The sequence below is a fragment of the Halorubrum halophilum genome (assembly GCF_000739595.1).
GTDB lineage: Archaea > Halobacteriota > Halobacteria > Halobacteriales > Haloferacaceae > Halorubrum > Halorubrum halophilum.
In genome coordinates this window covers 99,952-122,439 of the sequence record NZ_BBJP01000006.1, presented here as the reverse complement: position 1 = coordinate 122,439, position 22,488 = coordinate 99,952, and the positions used below count along the sequence as shown (strand labels likewise).

At 62.3% G+C, this 22,488-nt stretch carries 17 protein-coding genes; 6 read left to right on the top strand and 11 right to left on the bottom strand.

What is annotated here, in order from left to right:
* Positions 1-2,396: 2,396 nt before the first annotated feature.
* Positions 2,397-2,630, bottom strand: a complete 234-nt coding sequence (locus ACP96_RS02475; protein WP_050032005.1) for a helix-turn-helix domain-containing protein — start codon at positions 2,628-2,630, stop codon at positions 2,397-2,399.
* Between the two features lie 179 nt (positions 2,631-2,809).
* On the opposite strand from ACP96_RS02475, the gene ACP96_RS18400 reads away from it, so the two are divergent.
* The 3 genes from ACP96_RS18400 to ACP96_RS02465 all read left to right on the top strand — a co-directional run bounded on the left by ACP96_RS18400 (position 2,810) and on the right by ACP96_RS02465 (position 4,838).
* Positions 2,810-3,103 (top strand): hypothetical protein, encoded by a 294-nt coding sequence (locus ACP96_RS18400; protein ID WP_154020380.1) that lies wholly within the window; start codon positions 2,810-2,812, stop codon positions 3,101-3,103.
* Positions 3,100-3,960: a hypothetical protein gene (locus tag ACP96_RS02470; protein WP_050032004.1), complete on the top strand. Its 861-nt coding sequence runs from the start codon at positions 3,100-3,102 to the stop codon at positions 3,958-3,960. Before ACP96_RS18400 ends, ACP96_RS02470 begins: the two co-directional genes overlap by 4 nt.
* A 323-nt stretch (positions 3,961-4,283) precedes the next feature.
* A complete protein-coding gene (locus ACP96_RS02465; RefSeq protein WP_050032003.1) occupies positions 4,284-4,838 on the top strand; it encodes a hypothetical protein in 555 nt (184 codons plus the stop codon).
* Between the two features lie 134 nt (positions 4,839-4,972).
* On the opposite strand, the gene ACP96_RS18395 is transcribed toward ACP96_RS02465, so the two are convergent.
* A complete protein-coding gene (locus ACP96_RS18395) occupies positions 4,973-5,596 on the bottom strand; it encodes a hypothetical protein (protein ID WP_154020379.1) in 624 nt (207 codons plus the stop codon).
* Between the two features lie 888 nt (positions 5,597-6,484).
* Between ACP96_RS18395 and ACP96_RS02460 the strand changes: the two genes are divergently transcribed.
* Entirely contained in the window at positions 6,485-7,846 is a 1,362-nt protein-coding gene (locus ACP96_RS02460; RefSeq protein WP_050032002.1) for an aspartate aminotransferase family protein, read from the top strand.
* A gap of 557 nt (positions 7,847-8,403) precedes the next feature.
* Here ACP96_RS02460 and ACP96_RS02455 read toward each other — a convergent pair.
* Positions 8,404-9,570, bottom strand: a complete 1,167-nt coding sequence (locus tag ACP96_RS02455; protein ID WP_050032001.1) for a glycosyltransferase family 4 protein — start codon at positions 9,568-9,570, stop codon at positions 8,404-8,406.
* Positions 9,567-10,748 (bottom strand): glycosyltransferase family 4 protein, encoded by a 1,182-nt coding sequence (locus ACP96_RS02450; RefSeq protein ID WP_050032000.1) that lies wholly within the window; start codon positions 10,746-10,748, stop codon positions 9,567-9,569. Before ACP96_RS02450 ends, ACP96_RS02455 begins: the two co-directional genes overlap by 4 nt.
* Positions 10,749-10,964: 216 nt before the next feature.
* Here ACP96_RS02450 and ACP96_RS02445 point away from each other — a divergent pair, with 216 nt between their 5' ends.
* Positions 10,965-11,546 (top strand): low molecular weight protein-tyrosine-phosphatase, encoded by a 582-nt coding sequence (locus tag ACP96_RS02445; protein WP_050031999.1) that lies wholly within the window; start codon positions 10,965-10,967, stop codon positions 11,544-11,546.
* Positions 11,543-12,742: a carboxylate--amine ligase gene (locus ACP96_RS02440; RefSeq protein ID WP_050031998.1), complete on the top strand. Its 1,200-nt coding sequence runs from the start codon at positions 11,543-11,545 to the stop codon at positions 12,740-12,742. The genes ACP96_RS02445 and ACP96_RS02440 overlap by 4 nt, the downstream gene beginning before the upstream one ends.
* 35 nt (positions 12,743-12,777) lie before the next feature.
* Here the strand turns inward: ACP96_RS02440 and ACP96_RS02435 are convergent, their stop codons facing one another.
* The 7 genes from ACP96_RS02435 to ACP96_RS02405 form a co-directional block, all read right to left on the bottom strand.
* Positions 12,778-13,857 carry a glucosamine inositolphosphorylceramide transferase family protein gene (locus tag ACP96_RS02435; RefSeq protein ID WP_050031997.1) on the bottom strand — a complete coding sequence of 360 codons (1,080 nt, stop codon included), beginning with the start codon at positions 13,855-13,857 and terminating at the stop codon, positions 12,778-12,780.
* A gap of 48 nt (positions 13,858-13,905) precedes the next feature.
* A complete protein-coding gene (locus ACP96_RS02430; RefSeq protein WP_050032035.1) occupies positions 13,906-15,972 on the bottom strand; it encodes a prenyltransferase/squalene oxidase repeat-containing protein in 2,067 nt (688 codons plus the stop codon).
* A 118-nt stretch (positions 15,973-16,090) separates the two neighbouring features.
* A complete protein-coding gene (locus ACP96_RS02425; protein WP_050031996.1) occupies positions 16,091-16,876 on the bottom strand; it encodes a hypothetical protein in 786 nt (261 codons plus the stop codon).
* A 342-nt stretch (positions 16,877-17,218) separates the two neighbouring features.
* A complete protein-coding gene (locus ACP96_RS02420; RefSeq protein WP_050031995.1) occupies positions 17,219-18,157 on the bottom strand; it encodes a hypothetical protein in 939 nt (312 codons plus the stop codon).
* Positions 18,158-18,323: 166 nt separating this feature from the next.
* Complete coding sequence (locus ACP96_RS02415; RefSeq protein ID WP_050031994.1) at positions 18,324-19,661, bottom strand: glycosyl hydrolase family 28-related protein; 1,338 nt, start codon at positions 19,659-19,661, stop codon at positions 18,324-18,326.
* Between the two features lie 95 nt (positions 19,662-19,756).
* Positions 19,757-22,222 carry a glycosyl hydrolase family 28-related protein gene (locus tag ACP96_RS02410; protein WP_050031992.1) on the bottom strand — a complete coding sequence of 822 codons (2,466 nt, stop codon included), beginning with the start codon at positions 22,220-22,222 and terminating at the stop codon, positions 19,757-19,759.
* The gene (locus ACP96_RS02405; protein ID WP_050023391.1) at positions 22,219-22,437 is read right to left on the bottom strand and encodes a hypothetical protein; all 219 of its coding nucleotides are present in this window, start codon (positions 22,435-22,437) and stop codon (positions 22,219-22,221) included. The genes ACP96_RS02410 and ACP96_RS02405 overlap by 4 nt, the downstream gene beginning before the upstream one ends.
* Positions 22,438-22,488: the final 51 nt, after the last annotated feature.

The window sequence follows — 22,488 nt, the reverse complement described above, 5'->3', positions numbered from 1 at the left end:
ACTACCCATGCTGTAACTGTATCCGAGCCATTAGTACTGGAAAAATCGAGCCACACTAATCTCACCACACAGATTGAGTGCGTTTTACTTGCCAAACGGAGCCGATATGAACGCCACAAACCCCCGGTTTAGAGCCTGAATATATTGCTGTAAAACAGCACTCAGTCAAAACAGATACTGAAATTGAACTGAGTTATACTCTCAATGTACAGCGTTTCTACAGTCTTCTATCAATAATCAAAACTATTTTAAGTCTGTGGTTCTTCTGTATAGATGAGTACATCCCATTCAACGGAAACGGTTGTCCACCGGGCATCCGTGGGCCGAACTCTACTTAGGTCGAGGAAGTAGAGATAGGAGCCGGGGAGGGTAATGGCCGTATCTGCAGTTTTACTATAATAGTTCAAATAATCGTCTGAGCTTCTTGTTAAACGCTGGAAGGGTCCCCGCTTGTGGTTTCTCAATTGTCTGAACTTCTTGTTTGAAACTCGTCCTAAAACCCGGAAGGGGCCTTCTCCCTCTACGTTTATAAATAACAAATTCTCCCTGTAGGTAAGACGCTGTGTCTTACCCGCAGGGAGTGTTTTGTGATTTACCGCAAGACTTGAAGCTGAAGTTGAAGTACTTCAAGATTGATAGAACAGTATGGAACTCAGTTCACGTCAGCTGTCTTTCGTCAAGTCGAAAATGCGAGAGATAGAGAACGACGAAACACGCCAGCCAACCGCTCGGGTTGAAGCAGGTCGAATCCGAGAAAAAGCAGATAATATACTCACCGAGTAACCGTTGCCGCTAGGCCAAGTTCCCATACTACTTACTTCGCTTAACCTTGCCTCGCCGCTACGCTTGAACGATCTTGACTACAGTCATGGTTGATTTACTGATAAAACCCGGAAGGGTGCGGGATAGATATGGTGTTGACTCTCTATTGGTAAGATTAGGACTGATGGTCACGACTGACCGCCAGAAACGCACCGGAACGGTCGTCAGCGCGACCAAGTGCGGTGCGGTGCAGAGGCGGTCGCGGTGCCGTAGCCGCCCCCACCTTCCCGGATCTAATATTGTGAATAGACCAACGACACCCGGAATAGGATGAATTAGCTCTGTTGAAATTCTGTTTATGCCCTCGAAGGCCGCTGCGGTGATTATGATATTGAGTCCATGACTATACCGTCATGTCGTAAGGCTTTGTGGCTCCGGGGAAGGACCATCTCTGGTGTTAGAAATCAAGACACATTTCCTACTTTGCAACCCCTCCACTCTTACTAATATACATTACTTTATATAGGGGGGCAACCCTTTAAGTAGGACTCAAAAATCAGTACTACTTCCTACTCTAGTCGAGGACATTCCTGACGTAGTTTCTCCATGCACGAACGGATGTGATCGTTGCTGAACCCGACCTGTTCAGAAAACTGCTGGAGTAGTTTGTTACAGTCTTTGAGATCCTCATCCACAAGATTCCGAACGAAGCGCCCAAGGACGCCATACCTATCTCTACTTTCATAATCTTTTCCGGGGTAGTATTTTTGTTGATGGTCGGATCGGTTCTGATTGTACAAAATCGCACAGATGGAGAATATGACTAGATAGTGCTTGTGATAGGTTGTCTGAATAGGAGTGATTGATGGCAGGTGTCCGTCAGACCTGCTTGGTCGGATAGTGTAGTGATACTCTGGATGGCTTTCATATTTCTTGTAAGACCGCATATCAAGACGGCTGAAGATTTGCCATACTGTTTCTTTTGCTCTCTTTGACAAACCGACCTGACAGGCCACATTTCGACAAAAGTACCAGTCATCCTGACTCCGCTTCATGGTCTGGTCCGACCATTTTCCATTAAATATCCCGCGATTGGTTAGTTCCAGCCGTTTCCATTTTGGCGGCCGGCCAGCAATATTACCCTGATTGGATGAATCATCTTTTGGATCGAGATAGGTGTGATTTTTTGTGACTGGTGGGCTGAGTTCTCTCGGAATGATAGAAACTTCAGTCCCGTCGCTGTTCGTGAACGGATGGCCTCTCGTTGGCTGTTTTTTATTTTGGCTAGTGGACGTACGGTTTGGGAGTTTTGAACTCATTGAGACATTGGAGGCGAGCAGACCCGACTACACGGGCTTATCGACGCGAAACCCGTAACTCCGGGTATTGGAGTTACCCGCAAAAGTGCACCACTCTGTCGACTCACAGACCGTTGGCTAGGGGCGGACGAGCGACCCGTAGGAAGATGGTAAGTAAGTTGAGCGATGGGTACTTTAGAGGTCTGCAGTCTGCTCATTTATACTTCTATTCTCCGGACATGTAAGTCTACCGGATACGAGTCTTTTCGAGGTGTTTCCAAGGCCGGGTAATTCTATTTGGGGCTCTCTAAAATTCTAAGTGGAGATCGCCTGCGCCTATTCCACCGAGATGTAGACCACAGCTCTTGCTCCGACCTTCTTTTTGTGTATCTCTCCCTGTTCGACAAGAACTTCCAGTTTGTTGTATGCACTTGGTCTGGAACAGTCCAACTCGTCGGCCACCTCGTTGGCGGTCAGTACCGGTACCTCGACGCGGTCGAATACAGACATCACGCTATCAAGCGTAATCTGTTCCGTATACTGGCCGCTATCATCCCGTTCCTTCTTCATGCGCATGTGTCTGAGAGGACAAAGTATAGTCCCTCTGACTTCGAGGTTAGTGGAAAAGACTTATCACCAATAACTACGAAGTTACTGGTAGAAGGTTGCCCGTCTCTCGGGGCGTTGCGGCGTAGAAACGCCCGGTGCTAGAACACCGGACGGGCGACCTTCCGGGTTACCAGAAAGCCATGCAAGAACACAACTCTCCGGCAGATAAGAGCATCGTTGAGGTACTGAATTTCAGCGCAGATAGGGCAAAGAGCGTTTTAGAGAACATCGTAGATCGTCGAGAGGTTCTCATTCCGGCTGAGTGCGAGTGTAAGGCCAGCAGCTACAACAACAATTATGACTGCCAGCAGGTGGTCGAAGTTGCTAGAGCCGGTGCCCATGCGGTTCTACATGCTACTGTAGAGTGTAAGGACTCCCCGCCCTTCCGGGTTTCCGGATTTGCTTGCTTCGCCTACTTCGAGGTGGATCGATGACGAACCACCAGAACGACGAGCGCACCGTGCGCTGTCCGGTCGAAGGGTGTGACGCAACGCCGCTGGCGAGAGGCGTGAATCTTCACGTCAATCGTTCGAGCGGGGACGGTCACGGACCACGAGGTGAGGTTCCACCAGACATCTCGTTCGAAGATCTCGAAACCGTAGGGGCGCGCGAAGTTGAGATGGACTATCCTGAAGAGCGCGATAACGAGAAGTACGCTCGGTTATGTCCGTACTGTAATCAGACATTTGTTGGCGAGCAAGGAGTGATGATCCACCTCGGTCAGACAGCTGGTCGAAAGAATCATCCAGAGAGTGCTGGCGAGCATCACACTATCGACGACTTCCCGCGCGTGGAAGTTGACGAGCAGGGTAACATAACAAGCGTCATCGATGGAAGTGAAGACATCAATCTAGTTGAGGACAGGATGATGGTTCCAGCTCGGGCCGTCTACACTCTGGTTGCTGAGTTCGTCGCTAAGGACGATATGGTGACGGCTCACCGTCTCCGCAAGCACCTTCTCGGTGTTGACAATCCAACGCGCCCGCTCCGAACTGCGCCAACGGACCAGAAGTTGTTCTCGGCGCTCTTGGGACGAGGGTACGATGGAGAAGCCGGACAACGGGTGTCATCCACAGTCAGGAAGGATGGGATCATGATTGCTTGCCGAGGTAAGTCTGCGCTCTACTCTGCTGATGAAGCCTTGGATCTCGCAGCCGCGTTAGAAAGGACTGCCAGTCGAGAAGATTGGCAGGGAGAGATTCCCAATTTTATTGTTTTCCTCCGTGACGGAGCCGATCTTCTCGACGACGAGAGGGCAGAGGGTGAACTCCCCAAAGAGTTCGACTATTAGCAGTCGTCGATCAGATCGGCTAACAAAATGTAGAGCGGAGACGGTTGTGGTGCCGTAGCGCCTGCACCTTCTAGGGTCTAATATTGTTAGTTAGGGACGTAGAGAATTGAAGAAGTGTTTTGTTGAAATTCTCAAATCTTGGCAGGAATAGCGTGCTAGATACACAGGATAAGTGCAGCACAGCGATTCCGTTTGTTGCGGTTGGTCTGTCCTGAATCACCTGTTAGGTAGATGTGCTAATATATCAGAGGAGACCATCTTGATCAAGCTGGGACAGTTAATCGAACCTACGTTTTTTCTATCCTCCTATTTTGTCCACAGATATGCGTGATTTCGAGGAATTTCTCAGTCAAAACAATGACGAGAAGATGAGTATTGAGGGACTTAATACGGAGATAGATGACTCAGAATTTTGGGATCAATTGTATAAACAGGCCATCAGTAATTTTGAAAGAGCGCTTGAAGAAGCTCAGATACTCCGGGGTGAATCAATTGAGATGTTAAAAATTATTCTACTGCTAGGATCGTTCTATGTCGCGATATACCAGTTTGGATCAAACCAATTTAGCATGACAACAGAACCAACTTTGATTTTCTTTCCTTTCGTGTTACTCCTAGTTTCGGCTACTATATTCCTCCATGGATACTTCACCCTGTCTTCAATGACATTTGGACCCAATAGCGAAAATCCACGAACCGCTATCAGGGACGGATTTGATGCGACTGAATATCAAAAAGTGATGATGGTAGTCTATTTTGAGTGGTCAGACGACAATTTCGATTTAATTCGGAAAGCACAGAAGCGGTTCACTATCGGTTTGGGAGTGATTTTCGCATCTTTAGGTATGGTAGCAACAGTTTTCTTCTATTATAGCTGATAAATGTAGGTAGAACAACACTTCCAGTAGATCAACTGTATTGAGCGATTCGGGATAGGCCGAGAATATGATAGAACCACCCGCAAGTGCTGTCCGCGATGAACAACTCACATTTTAGTGGGAAGCCTGATATATCATATTTCATTTAATATTTTTTCCTTCTTCTTTTCGAATTCTGAATCAGTAATCACGCCTTCCTCATTAAGCTCTTTCAGCTCGCGGATGAGTTCAATAGGGTCTTCGTTATTATCTGTGGAGGCCTGATCCGCATCAGGACGCAACACAATCCGTTCTTTGTTCTTCTTCTTGGATAATTTGTTATATGCCACATTTCCAGCACCAAAAGTCCATAAGCCAGTTAGAACACCAGTAAGAGCGTGTCCTCCAATTGAGCCTCCCTCAGTAGTAGTCATTATTACTTTTTCGCCGGAATCGGTAATCTGTTCGACCTCCCAGCCTTCTTGTTGTCTATCCTTTACTTCTTGTCTTAGTTCTGTATCTGTTATCTTGTCCAATTTTTCACTAGGTCCATCTAACTCAATTCCGAACAATTCAGTAGATTCATTTTTATTTTCTTCATGTAATTCACTAAATGATTTTCTTATTTCGCTTTTAGCTGGTTTATGCCCACAAGAATCACATATATACTCGGTTTTGCTAAATATCCCTTCTGTCTTTGAGTATATTTTATCCTCTCCACATTCGGGGCATTTATGAAACACATCAGCACCGGGCTCAGTACTTCCAAAGATGGGCATAGTAAACATGTCTCACACAATTAGATAAAGATATATTATTAATTTACCTATAGATGGTGTTAAAATAGTCGCTCGCGATTGCCATGCTAACCGGGTGGTTCTACGCAATATCGGTTTCCTTTGCGGTCACATCACCCCCGTACTGACCAATCATCCTCTTCCATAGACCAGCCTCGGTTTGTATCACATTCGCGCTCTGTTACGCCGAAGAGTCGTTCAAGCAGGTTGCTGTTGACTGGTAGTTAACAGCGGTGGGTGTCCGTCGTCCTCCTCCACTCCCTTCCGGGGTCCAGCCAGATAGTCATCCACATCAAGTGGTCTCGCAACTCCAATACGGAATCCAGCCTCTCGCGAGATCTTGGAGTGATATTTAAACCAACGTGATTAGCGCCTAACGCTATCCCGGTGAATCTTTATAAGTAAGCCGGCCATTTGATCCGGTAGACAGAGGAAAACGGTGTTTTGAGAGCATGTTACGGGGCTGTAGAGTGCCGAAGGCACTCTGGCGCTTAGGACGCTATCCCGTAGGGGTCCGCCGGTTCGAATCCGGTCCCGCGCACTGAGCGAAGGAGCGTAGCGACTGAGCGAGGGAGCAGGAGCGGATTTGAGCCCAGCGAGAAAGGCGCAGCGAACGGAGTGAGCGAGCATTTCTCGCCTCGGTTCGAATCCGGTCCCGCGCACTTTGCGGCGAACAACTCGTGAGCCGCAAATGCGTCTTGAGGATTCGAACCCTGGAACTCGCGCGCAACGAGCGGAGCGTGCACGACTTCGGACCTTCTCCGGTACAGAGCGGGTCGAAGCCACGACGATCGAAAACGGATTCTGTATACACTGTCATTGATTGCTGGTTGCACCAACCATATGTGGGCGTGTCGTATCGGTTGGGCTATGGCGGGACCGCCGATCCACGAACTGCACTTCGCGGAGGAACCGAACGTCGACCAAGTCCCCGGTCCGAACTCGCGGCGCCTCCTCGACAGACAGGAGGCGATCGACAGTAGCGCGGTGGCGTACCCGAACGACATCCCGCTCGCGTTCGAAGAGGGACGCGGTGCGACCCTGAAGGACGCGGACGGAAACCTGTTCCTCGATTTCTTCGCCGGCATCGGCGTGTACAACGTCGGCCACGCGAATCCCTACGTCAACGAGGGCGTCCACGAACAGATCGACAAGCTCACGCACACCGTCGACTTCCCGACGGAACCGCGCCTCGACCTCATCGACAAGCTCGACGAGATCGCGCCCGGGAGTCTCGCCGGCAACAGCCGATTCGTCTTCGGCGGTCCCACCGGCAGCGACGCGATCGAGGCGTCGATCAAGCTCGCGAAGTACAACACGGGCGGCAACGGGCTGCTCGCGTTCCGGAACTCCTACCACGGGGCGACGGCCGGCGCGATGAGCATCACGTCCAACAAGAAGTTCAAGAAGCCGTACGCGCCGCTGCTCCCCGACGTGGTGCACGCGCCGTTCCCGTACCCGTTCCGGGAGGGCCGGAGCCCTGAGGAGTCGGTCGACCGCGCGCTCGAGGAGGTCAGAGCGATCGTCGAGGAGCCGTACGGGGGCCTCACGGACCCGGCCGGCATCTTCGTCGAGCCCATCCAGGGCGAGGGCGGCGTCGTCGTCCCGCCGGAGGGATTCCTCTCGGGACTCCGCGAGATCGCTGACGAGAACGACCTCCCGCTGGTGTTCGACGAGATTCAGGTCGGCATGGGACGCACCGGCGAGTGGTGGGCGTCGGACCACTACGACGTGACGCCCGACGTGATGACGACCGCGAAGGCGCTCGGCGGCAACGGGCAGCCGCTGTCGGGGACGATGTACCACGAGGACCTCGACACGTGGGGGCCGGGCGACCACGCGGGCACCTACCGGGGCCACGTCCCCGCGATGGTCGGCGGGCTGCGCGCGATCGAGTACATCGAGTCGCACGACCTGCTCGACCACGCGACGGAGGTCGGCGCGTGGATCCGCGACCGCCTCCGCGACGCTGGCGAGGGCGATCCGGGGCTCGGCCAGGTCCGCGGCAAGGGACTGTTCGTCGGTGCCGAGTTCGTCGACGCGAACGGCGACCCGGACGACGACCGCGTCGACGCCATCCAGGAGTACTGCTACGAGCACGGCGTCCTCGTCTGGACAGCGGGCCAGTACGGGAACGTCGTGCGGCTGCTGCCGCCGCTCGTCTTGACGCAACGGCAGGCGGAGGTCGGGACCGAGGTCATCGCGGACGCGATCGCGGCGACCGCGGAGTAGCGGCGTGCGGTGCGGTTGAACTCCGCCGTAGTTGACAGGTGTGTCCGTTTAATCGCTCAGTATATCACAGCGGCGAGAGACGGCGGGAGTAGGTATTGCACATCGATGGCGGCGATAGCGTATTTAAACAGCCGAGAGCGACGGCGACGACTACTTATAAATACGGTGCGGTGGCGCGCCCCGGTGAGCGGCCCGCAGGGCCGCGAACCGACGGTGCGAGGGAGTCGGAGCGGCGCTCATAAGCGCCACTCCGACGAGGCTGGGGAGGCGCGAGGCTGTGCGGTTGCGGTCGGGTGGGTCTCAAAGGGGCAGCCGCTGCGGACGGCGCAGGCGACGTAAGCATCGCAAGGAGTGAGCGGAGCGAACGACTGAGGAGCGCAGCGAGCGTGCGCCGTCCGCAGCGGCTGGGGCTTTGGAAGTGTTCACCACACAGCCGTCTGGCAGTTATAAACAGCCGACAGCAACACCACTCAATCGCTTATAAACAGCCGAACAACCAACTCGCTATACCTACTCCCGCTATCGATCAGAAAGCCGTCCGTAGACGAGATTCGCGCTCAGTCGATCTCCGCCAGCAGTCCCCGAAGGAACTCCTCCAACTGCCGTCCCACGACCTCGGGCGCGTTTTCCCGCGCGACGCGATCCCGACTGCGCTCCCCGTACCGCCGCCGAACCTCTGGGTCCTCAAGCAGGGAAGAAACAGCCTCCCGGAGCGCCCCGCTCTCCTCCGGATCGATCAGGTAGTCGCTCTCGCCGTCTTCGACCTGTTCGCGCATTCCGAACGCGTCGTTCGCGACGACCGGGAGCCCGGCCTCCTGAGCCTCCAACACGACGCGCGGATAGCCGTCGAGGTACGAGACGTAGACGAAGATGTCCGCCAGCGCGTAGAGGTCGGCCACGCCGTCGACGAACCCCAGCGCGTGGATCCGCCGCCGAACGTCCGGGTCGTCGACGCGCTCGTCGAGGGTCGCCCGGAGCTCCGCGGCGTACTCGCCGCCGCCGGCGACGACGTACGCGAGGTCCGGGTCGGCTTCGAGCAGGGGGAGGAGTTCCTCCAGCGCCGTCTCGACCCCGCGGAGCTTCGCCCGGTACTTCAGGTTCGTCACCGTCAGCAGGACGCGGTCCGCGTCGACGCCGAAGCGGTCGCCGCCGTCCGAGGGCGACGCTTCTCTCCCGCTCGGCGCCGGCACGGGTACCGTCCCGATACGCTCTGGAGGGCACCCGGTCCGCCGGTGGACGACCTCCCCGAGCTGGTCAGAGACGACCACGAACCCGCTCGCGCGCGAGAAGACGAACTCGTCGACCGCGAGGATCGCGCGGTACCCTGCGGCGCGCCCCCACTCGCCGTCGATCTTCGCCTCCCGGATCCCGTTCTCGAACCGCAGCCACGTGTCGCCCACGAGCCGGTCGACGACGGGGACACCGCGGCGGTCCGCCAGCAGCGTGACTAGCGCGCCCATCGCCTCGTAGCAGTCGAGCAGGACCGCGTCGGGGTCGTGCGCCGCGAGCGCGCGCCGCGTCCGCCGGACCGTGGTCACGGCCCGCGAGGGGAGCGATCCGCCGCCGTCGACGCTCACGACGGTCGCGTCGAGGTCCGTTTCGCGGAGGGGTTCGACGACCTCCTCGGGTCGGTGGGAGGTGAAGACGAGGACGGAGAGAGCGGTCGGTTCGCGGTCCGAGCCGATCGGGCCGCCCGACGCACGCCCGTCTCCCGAGTCAGTCATTCGATCGCCTCCCGATGGAGTCGCTGGACTCGCTTCGCGTGGGCCTCCCACGTCCATCCCTGATCGAGGAGCCTGTCGCGGCCAGCGCGCCCCATCGCTCGAGTTCGGGCCCGGTCCGCGAGCAGCGACCGGAGCCCGGCCTCCAGCCCGTCGACGTCGGTCGGCTCGACCAGCAGGCCGGTCTCGCCGTCGACCACCTGCTCCGGGACCCCGCCGACCGACGACGCCAACACAGCGGTCTCGCTCGCCATCGCCTCGTAGATGACGGTGGGCCGGCCCTCCGTGTGGCTCGGCAGCCACAGCGCGTCGGCGAGCGCGAACCACCGGCGGAGCGCGACCGGCGGGAGGCCGTCGAACACGAGCCGCGGCGACCGTCCCGTCTCCGCGAGCGCATCGCGCACCTCGTCGCCGAGGTCGCCGCCGTGGCCGACGAAGACGAAGGTCACATCCGGATCGTCGATCCGCCGGACGACCTCGATCGCCTCCTCGACGCCCTTCCGCTTCAGAAACTGCCCGACGAAGAGGACCACCGTCGCGTCGGGGTCGACGCCCAGCTCTCGGCGGAGCTCCTCGCGCCGGTCGACCGGGAACCGCTCCGGGTCGGCTCCGAGCGGCACCGTCGAGACCTTCGCCGGATCGGTCAGTTCGCGCGCCCGCTCGGCCAGCGCGTCGCTCACGCAGAGGACGCCGGTCGCCTCGTCGAGGGTCTCGCAGACGCGTTCGCGGACCCCGCGAGCGAGGTCGTCGTAGGAGTTGAGGATCGTCCCGTGGGCGACGACGAACAGCGGGAGGTCGTGCTCGCGGACGTACGGGAGGACCCCGTAGCCGTCGAGGTAGACGTGGCAGGCGTGGACCACGTCGGGCGTCTCGAACTCGCGGTCCGCGTACGGCGGGACCCGTCGAGCGAAGGAGTCGCCGGCCAGCCCGTAGAAGAACCGCTTGGGGAGCAGGTACCAGAACCGGGGGTGGTGCACGTCGTACGCCCCCCAGTCCTCGACGGTCGGGATCGACGCGTACTCGGCGTACGGGCCGACCGGCGGGGCGAACGGTCGGGGCGACACCACGCTCAGGTCGGTGCCGGCCTCCGCGAGCGAGCGGAGGATACGGTGGTTGAACAGGCCGTTGTAGCGCTCGATCGTGTCCGGGTGGTTGACGGCGCTCGCGAGGATGGAGTACATTCGGTACGGCTCAACCGCCCCTCCGCCCGGAGTCGGTAAAGGTATCCACCGGCTATCGGCGGGCGGATCGGCTCTTCGCCGATCGGCCCGACCCGTCGTCCGCGGATTAGCGTCTCGATAACGAAGCGTCTCGAGACGCTCTCCTTCGGTATCTACCGCCGCGCCCGACCGATCGCAGCCGGCAACACCCGCCTATCAGTCATCCGCTCGTACCCAATGATCCGCCCATACCTCTCGGCCGCACGGAACCACGCCGGTATCGAAACCCAACGTCTGCGCCTCGCGCTCGCTCGGGAGCCCACGGTCCTCGACGCCTCGCTGCCGGACGGCGCCGTGTCGGACGACCCGAACGTGTTGTTCCTCTGTTACGGGAACATCTGTCGAAGCCCCCTCGCGGAGCGATACCTCGAATCGGTCGCTGAAGACCGGGGGATCGACGGGCTCTCCGCCGACTCCGCCGGGCTGCGCACGACCGCCGGCCGCGCCAGCCCGGACGATGCGGTCCGAGTCGCCGACGATCTCGGCGTCGACCTCTCCGACCACCGCTCGAAGCCGGTGATGGCCGAGCACCTCGAACGGAGCGACCTCGTGGTGGTGATGGATCTGCTCAACTACTCCGACCTCCGTCGGGAGTTCGGCGACCGCGACGAGAAGACGCGGTTTCTCGGGGTTTTCTCCGGCGAGGGCTACGAGATCGACGACCCGTACGGTCAGGGGATCGACGGGTTCCAAGCGCTGTACGGTGACGTGGTCCGTGCGGTTGACGGGCTCGTCCGCGCGCTGGAGTCCGAGCGATGACCGCCGACCGGCCGGCGGCGGTCGTTCCGGCAATTAGCACGCAGAGCAGCGTCGTCGCGGTGCGGTCACTCGCCCGCGCGGGGGTTGCGCCCATCCTCGTGTCCGACGGTCAGCGGTCCCCGGCGCTCTCGTCGAAGCACCGCGCGGAAGTCGTCGATGTCCCCGACCCGACCGAGTCGATGCGCGGGTACGCGGACGCGCTGGTCGCGCTGGCCGCGCGCGACGAGGTGATAACCGTCCTCCCGCTTCGCGAGGCCGACGCGTACGCCCTCGCGTCGCGGCGCGAGGAGCTCTCGGAACACGTCGACCCCGTGTGGCCCGGCTTCGACGCGCTCCGGAGCGCGCAGGACCGCCGGACCCTCCTCTCGGTCGCCGAGGACCTCGACGTCCCGGTCCCGCGAACGCGGCTGCTCACCGACTGGCCCGACGACGACGGCTCGCTGGTCGTCAAGCCGCGGTACACCATCGTCGTGGACGAGGACGGGGAGGGCTCTCACGAGCCCGACGTTCGGCTCCTCGACCCCGGGGAGCGGCCGCCGGTCGACTCGGTCGTCGACGAGATGGGTCACGTGCCGGTCACGCAGGAGTTCGTCCCGAGCGACGGCGAGTACGGGTTCTTCGCGCTGATGGACCGCGGCGAGCCGGTCGCGACGTTCCAGCACAAGCGGATCCGGAGCTTCAGCTACTCCGGCGGTGCGAGCGTCTACCGGGAGGCGGTCGACGTCGAGGAGCTGCGCGAGCACGGTACCGCGCTCCTGTCGGCGCTGGACTGGCACGGCCCGGCGATGGTGGAGTTCCGACGCGACGCGCGCGACGGCTCCTTCAGGCTCATGGAGATCAACCCCCGATTTTGGGGGTCGCTGGCCCTGCCGGTTCACGCCGGCGTCGACTTCCCGGCCCGCTACGCCGCACTCGCCGCCGGGCAGCGTCCGAAGGGGGGTAGCCCCGACTACCGGGTCGGCGTCGGCTCGCACCTGCTCAGCGGGGAGTTCGCGTACCTCTACAACGTGCTTCGCGCCGACGGCCACGGCGACCCGCCGCCGCTCGGCCGCGAGGTCGTCGCGCTGGCGACCTCGCTGTACCGGAACCCGAACTTCGACCTGCTCTCGGCCGACGACCCGCTGCCGTTCGTCGCCGACGCGGCCGGTATGGCTGCGACGCTCGGGTCGCGGATCGCAGAGGCTGTTCGTCGGTGAGCGCCGCAGTCGGCCGCCGTCCCTGACCGCCGCCCTCAGTCGGCGCCGTACATCCCGAGCGCCCAGTGGCGACCGGTGAACACCGCGCTGTTGGCGACGTTGCCGTCGGCGACGCAGAGCCAGCGACCGTCGGCGTACCACGGGTCGACGTGGTGCATCCGGCCGGAGTTCCAGCCGACCCGGGCGCCCGTTCCTTCGAGAATCGGCGACTCCGTTCGCTCCTCGTCGGCATAGGTCTCCGGTCCCAGATCCGTGATCTCGAACGCGCGAACCGCCTCGCCGTACCGGTGCTCGCAGTCTTGGAAGAAGACGAGAACCCCGTTAGACCCGACGATCGGGCGTCCACCGGGGCGGAACGCGGCGGGGCGCCCGGTGACGACCGGGTTGTCAGCATGCGGTTCCCAGTCGTCGGCGACGAGCGAGTCGCTGTGGTAGGCCCGGAGCCCCGCGGCCTCGCCGTCACCGACGAGGAGCCACCAGCGGTCGCGCCACCTGAACAGGACCGTATCGTCGGTGCGGTGGTCCGCCGACACGAGCGTCGCGCGGGGCTCCCACTCGTGGGGGAAATCCGTCGCCCCGTAGAGCCGGATCGACCGCCCCGACGATCCGCCCTCCTCGGGCACCATGTACCGCCTCCCCTCCCACTCGAACACGTAGGGGAAGGAGAGGTGCTCGCCGGTGTTCAACACGGCGCGGTCGTACTCCCAGCGGAGCCCGTCGGGGCTGGTCGCGTGCCCGATCACGGCGTCCGGGTCGCGGGCGTAGTTGCACACCTCGAAGAAGAGGTGCCAGCGCTCCGGTCCGGGGAGCATGAAGGGGTCGGCGACGAAGTCGACCGACCCGAAGTCCGTCACGTCCTCCGCGGTGAACGCCGGGTTCCGCGCGGCCGCGATCTCCGCGGGAGTCAGCGGCAGATCCGCTTCGTCGCGCGCGCCCGGTCCGAGACAGGTCGCCGGGGCCGCGGCCGCGGGGTCGACCGCGGACCGGTCGAGCGCGTCGGGATCGGTGTCGGGACGCAGCAGGTCCGGAATCGTGTGGTTGACCAGCTTCCCCGCCGAGCGCGCGGCGGAGAGGACGAACGGGACCCGCCGCAGGGTCTCTACCCGGTCGCTCATCGTGACGCCTCCGGTCGGTCAATCATCGTGACGCCTCCGGTCGGTCAATCATCGGTAGCGCTTCTGCGCGTACGCTGCCAGTTCGCCCAGGTCCGGCGGGTGATACACCGGCCCGAGGTCGTCGACGAGCATCGGTTCCCGGTCCTCGTCTCGCACGGCCTCGATCGCCTCGGCCAGCTGGCCGGTCGACCCCTCGTACAGCGCGCGGCGGATCTCGGCGAGGGTGTCGCAGTCGCCGATGTCGACGTCGCGGTACGACCGGATCACCCCGGCGTCGAGGTCGTCGGTCAGCGACTGGACGATCGTGCCGGCGGTCTCCTCGCCGTGCATGTACTCCCAGAAGCCGGCGGGACCGCCCCGATAGGCCCGGGGGTCACCGTGGTGGTAGCTTAAGACGCCGTACTCGGTGGCCGAGAGCAGCGATCCGCGGACCAGGCCGAAGCCGCGACGGAACACCACGTCGGACCGCGCGCCGATCTCCGAGACCACCTCCTCGGGGAGTTCGTTCCAGAGCCCGGTGACGTTGGTCGGGTACGTCCGGAGCCACTCGGCGTCGTCGATTCCGGTGATCTCCGAGATGTGCACCGAGTCGTCGTACCGCTCCGACGCGGACCCCCGGGACCACAGCGCCGTGCCGATCCAGTAGGCCGCGTAGGCGGGGTACTTCAGCCCGCGTTTCACGTTCCCGCTCCCGAGCGGGCCGGCCTCCTCGTTGATCACGACGAGAGATATCTCGGCGTTCGTCTCCGCCAGCATCGTCTCGATCGCGTCCGCGACCCACCGCTCGGTGTGTTCGCCGTCGAACAGCAGACAGACTCGGAATGGATCGTGGTCGGCGGTCGCTGTGGTCTCGGCGGTCGCGGTCTCCCAAGCGGTCGCGGTCGTCTCGGCGGTCGCCTTCTCCCCGGTCGTCACGGTCGGTCCGGCAGTCTCGGTCCCCTCGTCTACCGCCTCGAGCGGCGGGACGTCCGCGAGCCCCGCGAGGAGGTCGGCGAAGAACTTCGTCGCCCAGTTCGGGTACCGCAGGTAAAGGTACCTCCCGACGTGCGGGTGAGACCCCGGGATCGCCCCGCGAACGGGGTCGGGGCCGTCGAGCGACTGGTGCCGCTTGAGGAACTCGGCGGCGGTCCGGGCCGCCATCGCGTACTCCGCCTCGCCCGTCAGTTCGTAGAGCCGGAGCCACACCAGCCCCATCTGGGCGTTGCCGGTGAGACAATGGTACCACGTCCCGTCCCAGTCGGCGTCGTAGGTCCCCGACAGGGGACCGGTCCGTCGCTGCAGCTCCAAGAGCACGTCAGCGGACCCCCTCGCGGCGTCGATCAGCTCCTCGTCGTCCAGCCCGACGCCGCCCTCCAGGAGCCCGCGAATCGTGTACGCGATCGTGTGGAGGTCCGGGTCGTCGCCGTCGACGAACGCCGCCTTCTCGAACCAGCCGTTCGACCGTCGGTTCTCCAGCGCCCAGTCGAGATTTCGCCTCGCCGCGTCGCGGTACGTCTCCGCTCGGTCGTCGAGTATCGACGCCCCCTCCAGCAGCGCCCACGCGATTCGGGTGGCGTACGCGTGTACCTCGCCCTCGTGGTCGTACCGCCGCCACGCGCCGTCGTCGGCCTGCACGACGACGAGCCAGTCGCAGGCGGCGCGGACCGCGTCGGCGTACGCCTCGTCGTCCGTCCGCCGGTAGGCTTCGACGAGCCCGAAGACGACCTGCCCGGTGTTGAACACGTTGGGGTCGCCAGTTTCGCCGGTTCCCTCGGGAAAGCCCCCGTCGGCGCGCTGGACCGACAGGAGCCACTCGGCCATCGCGGTCGCGCGGTCGGACGCGTCGCTCTCGGGATGGTCGTCGGCGTACGCGTAGAGGGTGGGGATGATGTACCCGGTCGTCTCCGGGTACGGCGCCTCCCACCCGAGCAGGAGGTTGTACGTGGCGGCCGACCCGCCGCCGCCGGTCGCGTCCTGACTTCGATACAGCCACTCGATCGCCGCGGACAGGTGCTCCTCGTCACTTCCGGTGTCCGCGAGCGCCGGGAGCTGTCGCCGCGCGGCGTGGGCGATAGATCGACCGCGTGAGACCCCAGCGGTGAGGCCGCGTGAAATTCTGGAGGTGCTGTCGAACATGCCGGTCACGCCGCCCGGTCGGCCCGCTCGTCGTTGTCGTTCGTCCGGGTTCGATCGCCGCGCCGTGGTGGTTCCATGTCTGTCCCCGTCGGAGCCTTCTGCTATGTATATACGTCCGCTAACCCAGCAGCGGCTCGATGTCGGGGTGTGAGCGATCGGTGTCGATGTCGGCCATTTCACCCGCGTACGCGCGCTCGCGGACCGCCTGCCACTCCGGGTGTCGGGCGAGCACCAGAACCGGAATCGCGTCAAGATCGAGGGCCTTGGCGATCATCAGCCGGTGGTAGCCGTCTCGGTGGTAGATCGTGCCGTCGGCCCCGATACAGACCAGGGGGTCGAAGTTGTGGTGGTAGCCGAGCCGGCGGATATCCATTCCCGGGAACTCGCTCATCCCGTTCTCGGACCGCACGTACCCGTCCTGGCGGATGCTTTCGTACAGATCGTCCACGTAACTACAGCGATGCTCGACGAACTCCGCTTCCGAGTCGTACCCCCAGATCGCTTCGCCCTTCGCGAAGTACTTTCGTCGCGGGTACTCGACGTACTCCGTCTCGTCCCAGTCGAGTTCGTCGACGAACCGCTGTTTCAGGCCCTGACACACCCACTTCTCGGAGAGCGGGAGCGAGTCCCGCTCCCAGTCGCCGCCCCGGACCGCACCGAGTCCGAGGGTCTTGGAGACACCCCACGTGAATCGCGTGATCTCCGACGGAGAGACGAAGAGCGGCTCGTACACGTTCGGCGGGGCGTCGTACCGCAGTCGGTGTCTGATCGCCCGCCCGCGGTTAAACAGCGGCCACAGCACCGGAGACCCGCGCCACGCGAGGTAGTTCACGCCCCGCTGGGCCATCGTCAGCGCGCCCTCCGAGCGTCTGACCTCCTCGGCCTTTCCGAGTAATCCGATCATATCCCTTCCTGACGTGTTCCAGACGAAATGTCTCGCTCCGTTTCGGACGTGTGCGTGACCGCCGCGGAAGGCTTACGCTCCGGGTAATCGGCCGATCGACACGAGTGGCCCGCCGCCGTCCGTTCTCCCATATCGGCTGTACCACCTCTACCTACATATATATAGAATCCGTAGAGAGGGGTAGTCCGCTATATGAATTCGGAGATTCGTTGAAATTATTAATCGATGAACGGGATTGGTTGCCGAATACAGAGTGCCTATTAGTCATCGACTCGGCGGATGAAGCGATCGGTTTATGATGCCGTTAGAGACACTTAACGAAGGGATTAACCGGTCGACTCGCTACGGAACGTACCCGAGTGCACGGAGGGTGTCCTCCACTGTCTCCTCGTCCACGTCGGGCATCTGCTCGGGCGGGTCGGCGCTGATCTCTCGTCTCGGACCCTCTTTCACGACCTGCCACGGCACATCGACGAGCTCCGGGACGTAGACGCCTTCCTTGTGACCGTACCACCGCACGGGGATCGGACGGAGGCGTTCACCGAGCAGCTCTCCGTGGTCGGCCGTGATCACCGTGCGCCCATCGAGGGAGTCCAGCGCCGACTCCACATGATCGAGAGTGATCTCTAGGGTATCTCGGTAGGCCTGACGGAGCGTGTCGATGTCGACGTCACCGCTGGCGGCCATCGTCGATCGAAGTCCGCCATCGTACGTGAACAGATCGCTGTTCGGCCCCAGATACGGCTTGTGGGGTTGCATGAGGTGGATGATGAGGCGTTTGTCGGGAAACTCTTCGGCCGCTTCGATCGCCGACTCTAACACCGTCTCCGGGTACGGAACGTATCCCACGTCGCTCTTGGAATCATCGAGGCGATCGACACGAAAATCACGCTCGACGTCCCGATACGCGTGGACTTCAGCGTTGAGAAACTCTCGGAGCTCCAAGAACCACCGGTTTCCTGAGACGTACACGACATCGTGAAGCGCACGATTCGCGAAGTTCCCAGTAATAAACTCCCGACTGGTGGATCCCCGCGACACCCGACGTTCGACGGGGCTGTCAAAGTCGGTCGACTCGGCGAAGTAGTCGAATCGACAGGCGTCGAGGATGATGAGGTTGTCCCACTCCTCCTCGAACACGTCGATCCCATTTCGGTTGTACTCCGGACCGGATCGCTTCGTGTGATAGAGACGATTCAGTTCGGCGAAGGCTGCCGGAACGTCTCGGATCCCTTTCAGCAAGAGACGCGGGTTCCGACGGATCCGGGTAGTGAGTCCCATATGGCAAACTGTTCGAGGGGTATATTTGTTATATCATCATTATGACTCCCCATAATATTGACACAAATCGCTCGATCGCCGTGCGGACGGAACCGGCTCGTTCGGCGGCGGCGACATCGCTCGTCGAGCTCGCTTCGCTCCGTAGCGATCCGGCCGTTTCTCCGCGTCAGTCGCCCGTTCCGGCGCCGACTTCGTCGGCGTTCGGCACCGGGCCGGTCGCGATCGAGTCGACGATGTCGTTCGGCACGTCGACGTCGATGGCCTGCACGACGAGCTTCTCGATCTCCCCGTGGAACGGACCGTCTCGGTTCCCGAAGTTCACGTACCGCGAGATCGTGGACGACTCGGTGCTCCAGTAGTGGATGCCGGCGCCGACCTCGGCGTTGAACGAGCGGACCTCGTCGGCGGTTACGGTCGCGTTATCCATGATCGAGATGTTTCCACTTCCGTCCCCAGTGGCGTTATTCCCGAGCGCGGTGATGGTCCCGATTATGAACTCGGTGTCGCGCCCGAGGCGGAATCCCTGACCGCTGTTCGAGTGGCACACCACGTGGTCGAGCTGCACCCGCGCGGTCTCACCGGTTTCCGTCGGCGTGTCGTTCCGCATATATCCGACCTTATCGTTGTTCGCCAGCCGAACCCGGCGGAACGTGGCCTCGAACACCTGGCCGGTCGTCTTCGTTCCCCAGCCGTTGTTCTCGAGCACGCAGTCCTCGACGAGCGTCGTCCCCCCGGAGCAGTCGATCCCGTAGATGTCGCAGTCATACGCGTGGGAGTTCCGGACGACGACCGGGGGCAGGACCGGGCCGACGTTGTCGTACGTGTCGATCCCGAACCCGTGTTTCCCGGCGCCGCTGGCGGTGCATCGATCCGCGACGCAGCCGCCCTGAAGGAAGGTGAAACACTCGGTGTTGGCGTCGACGCTCCACACGTCGCGGAACGTGATGTCGACGGTCGCGTCGTCGTTGCCGGCCTCGCTCACGCCGAGGTTCAGGCCGTTATCGCTGTTCTCGGGGTCGGCGGGCTGCTCGTGTCGGTTGCCGTCGACCGTGAGGTCGCGGACGACGTGTCCGGAAATTCCGTCCTCTGGCTTCCAGGAGAACAGCCCGTGGTTATCCTCGTGGCCGCCGGCGAGCTTGACCACGGACTCCTCGCCGTCGCCGCGGAAGGTCACGTCGTCCGGGAAGTCGTTGCCGCGAACCTCGATCGCCTTCGCCCCTTCCGCCGTCTTGTCATCTGCGGACACGAGCGTCGTCCCCGGTGGGAAGTAGACGGTGCCGCCCGTTTCGACAGCGTCGATCGCGTCTCGGACAGCCTGTGTGTCGTCAGTGGTCCCGTCGACGGCGGCCCCGAAGTCGCGGACGTCCAAGACGGTGTCGTCGGACGCGTCGGGGCCATCCGCGTCCGGATCGTCGTCATCCGGATCGTCGTCTATCTCGTTACAGCCCGCGAGCGCCGCGGCTGAGAGAGAGAAGAGGGCGAGTGCACGGCGGCGAGATACCATTAATCCCCCTTTGGGCCGCCGAGGCATAGTTAGCAGGAGCCAAACGCCCGTACTGCGGGTTCAACGCCGCGGAGCGCTGAACGCTGACCGCCGGTTCAGATCTCGTACTCTCGCGTCGCCGTCGCGTTCGACGTGTCGTTCACGCAGAGGCGGACGGTGTCGACCTTCCCGCGAACGCGGAGCAGGTGGGTGTAGCTCGCCCCGTCGCCCGACACGGTCGTGCTGTCCGCGGCGACCGTTCGGCCGTTGCGCTCCAGCGTCGAGACGACCGCGTCGAGGTCGCCGTCGCCGTCGGCCACTTTCCAGTTGACGTCGAACCGGTTCCACTTGTTGGTGCTCCGGTCGGTGACCTCGAACTGTTCGATCGTCGGCGCGGCGTTCTCGTCCGCGTCGTCGAGCGTCGCGAACGAGACGATCTCCCCGGCAACGGTCGCATCGGTTCCGTCGGCGACGGCGCGGAACTCGTACGCGGCGGCCGCGTCGAGCCCCGAGACGATGTGCGTGAACTCCGACGGCGAGCCCAGCGTCTCGCCGCCCACGGCGGTCCAGGCGTCCGTGGCCGCGGTGCGCAGTTCGAAGCGCACGCGGACCTCGTCTGCCCCACCGAGGTCTCGGAGGTCGCCGGCGAGCGTCGCGGCGTCCGCCGTCAGATTCCGGGCCTCGAGCGAGACGACCTCGGGGTCGGCGACCGGCTCCGGCTCGTCGGGGGCCGGCTCGTCGGTGCCCGACTCGTCGTCGGCTTCGAGTTGGACGGTTCCGCCGTCGGTCGCGACGCCGAGCACGTCGGTCTGGAACGCGCCCGGGTCGAAGGAGCCGAGCCCGACCCACCCGTCGGCGTGGTCCGCGTCGGTGACGTCGGCGTCCCAGGTATCGGGCTCGGATTCGGTCGCTTTCCACACCTTGACCCGCAGACGTTCCCCCTCGGCACGGAACCGGCGGTAGAAGAACACACCCTCGGCGGGCGCCCCGAACCGAGCCAGCGTCTCCATCCCGTCGACGGAGTACTTCGCCAGCCTGAACGCGTCTTCGGCGTCCTCCAGCTCGATCCAGTAGCCGGTCTCGTCTCCGCCGGCGTACGACGACCGGAGGTGCACTCGCGCGTGGTACCCGCGGTCACCGTCGGTCTCGAACGACGGGACTCGAACCCTGTCGAGTACCTCGACGTCCGAGGGGGTACCGGCGGCGTCCCAGGAGATCGCCCGCCGGGCCGCGTCCGTGCCGTCGTGGTCGTACCGGAGCGCGTGCCCGCCCTCGTACTCGTCGCCCGCGACGACCCCCCAGTCGCTCGCGCTGGCGTCCCATCGCGGGGTCCACGCGTCGAACGGCGAGTCGTCGGTCGTCCCCTCGCCCGTCGACCCGTCGTCGCTGCCGGTGTCGATTTCGGCGTCGGTCCACGCGCCGACCTGGTCGGCGGTCGGGACGCCGTCGAGGTCGGCCTTCAGATCGCTCGCTATCGTTCCGAACGAGATGTTCTGATCGTTCGAGATCGCCCCGTCCTCGTTGTTCGCGTGGTAGTAGGTCCCGACGCGACTGCCGGCTCCGTCGGAACTGGCGCGCAGGCCCGCACCGCCGGTCTGTCCGCTGATCCACAGCGTCGCGTCGCCGGCCTCTAACACCGAGTCGTCGGTGAGATAGAGCGCGCCGCGGACGTCCGGCCCGTTGTCGGCGAACACCAGTTCGGAGCCCGCGGGGACCCGGTAGGTGCCGTCCTCCGTCAGCCGCATGGTGTACGCGTTACCCTCGGCGACGATCTGGTCGAAAACGACCGTCGCGCCCTGTCCGCTGGTGTTCTGGAAGCTGACGCCCTCGTTGTTCGCCAGTCGGCAGCGGCGGTACACCATCCGGTCGGCTCCGTCTGAGCACTTGGTCGCGCCCGCGCCCTCGTTGTCGTGGAGCACGCAGTCCTCGGCCACGCCCTTCCCGGCCGACAGGTCCATGCCGTAGTACCCGCCGCCGAAGCCGTTCCCGTGGGCGAGACAGCGCTCGAACCGGACCGGCGGATCTTGGAACGGATCGCCGCTGGTGTGCATCCCGAACCCGTGTTGTCGGTTGTTATCGGCCGTGCAGTTCGTGACGGTCGTCCCCGCGGAACGAACGTCGATACCGTTCCCGTAGCAGTTGGTCGCCCGCACGTCCCGGATCGAGATGTCCACGCTTCCCTCGTCCCCCGCGTGGGGGCTCCGGACCTGGATCCCCGCGGCGACGTTCGGATCGCCTTCGACGCTCCCGAGCCCGCCGTCGAGCGTTAGATTCTCCAGCACGAAGCCGTCGATACCGTCGTCGCCGGGGTCGACGCTGACCATGAACACGTTCCGTCCGCCGTTGCCGCCGCCGTACTCGATCCGACTCCCCTCGCCGTCGCCGTAGAGCCGGACGCCGTCGTGTGACGGGTTAACGTCGACCACCGCGTTATGGCCCGTTACGAGGTAGGAGCTCCCGGTCGCGGGAACGTACACCTCGTCGCCGTTGTTCGCGGCGTCGAGTGCGTCTTGGATCGCGGCGGTGTCGTCGGTCGAGCCGTCGCCGACCGCGCCGAAATCTCGGACGTTCAGAACCGTCACAGCGATCCCTCGCTGAAGTCGGTCCAAAAGAGCTCGCCGGTGTCCGTCGTCGCGCCCGTCGAGCCGCCGACCGACGCGCCGCCGATCAGAAGGCTCGCCGCGGTCGCAGTGCCGAGCTTGACGTACTGCCGCCGGGTGAGAGCCCCTTTCCGGTCGCCGTCAGATGTCGCCGTAGAGCGGTCGCTACCGCGATTGTGTGCCAGCTTGTGTGCCATTGCAAGTGGTAATCAGATGCTAACTGCAATAAGTGTATCGTTAATTATATG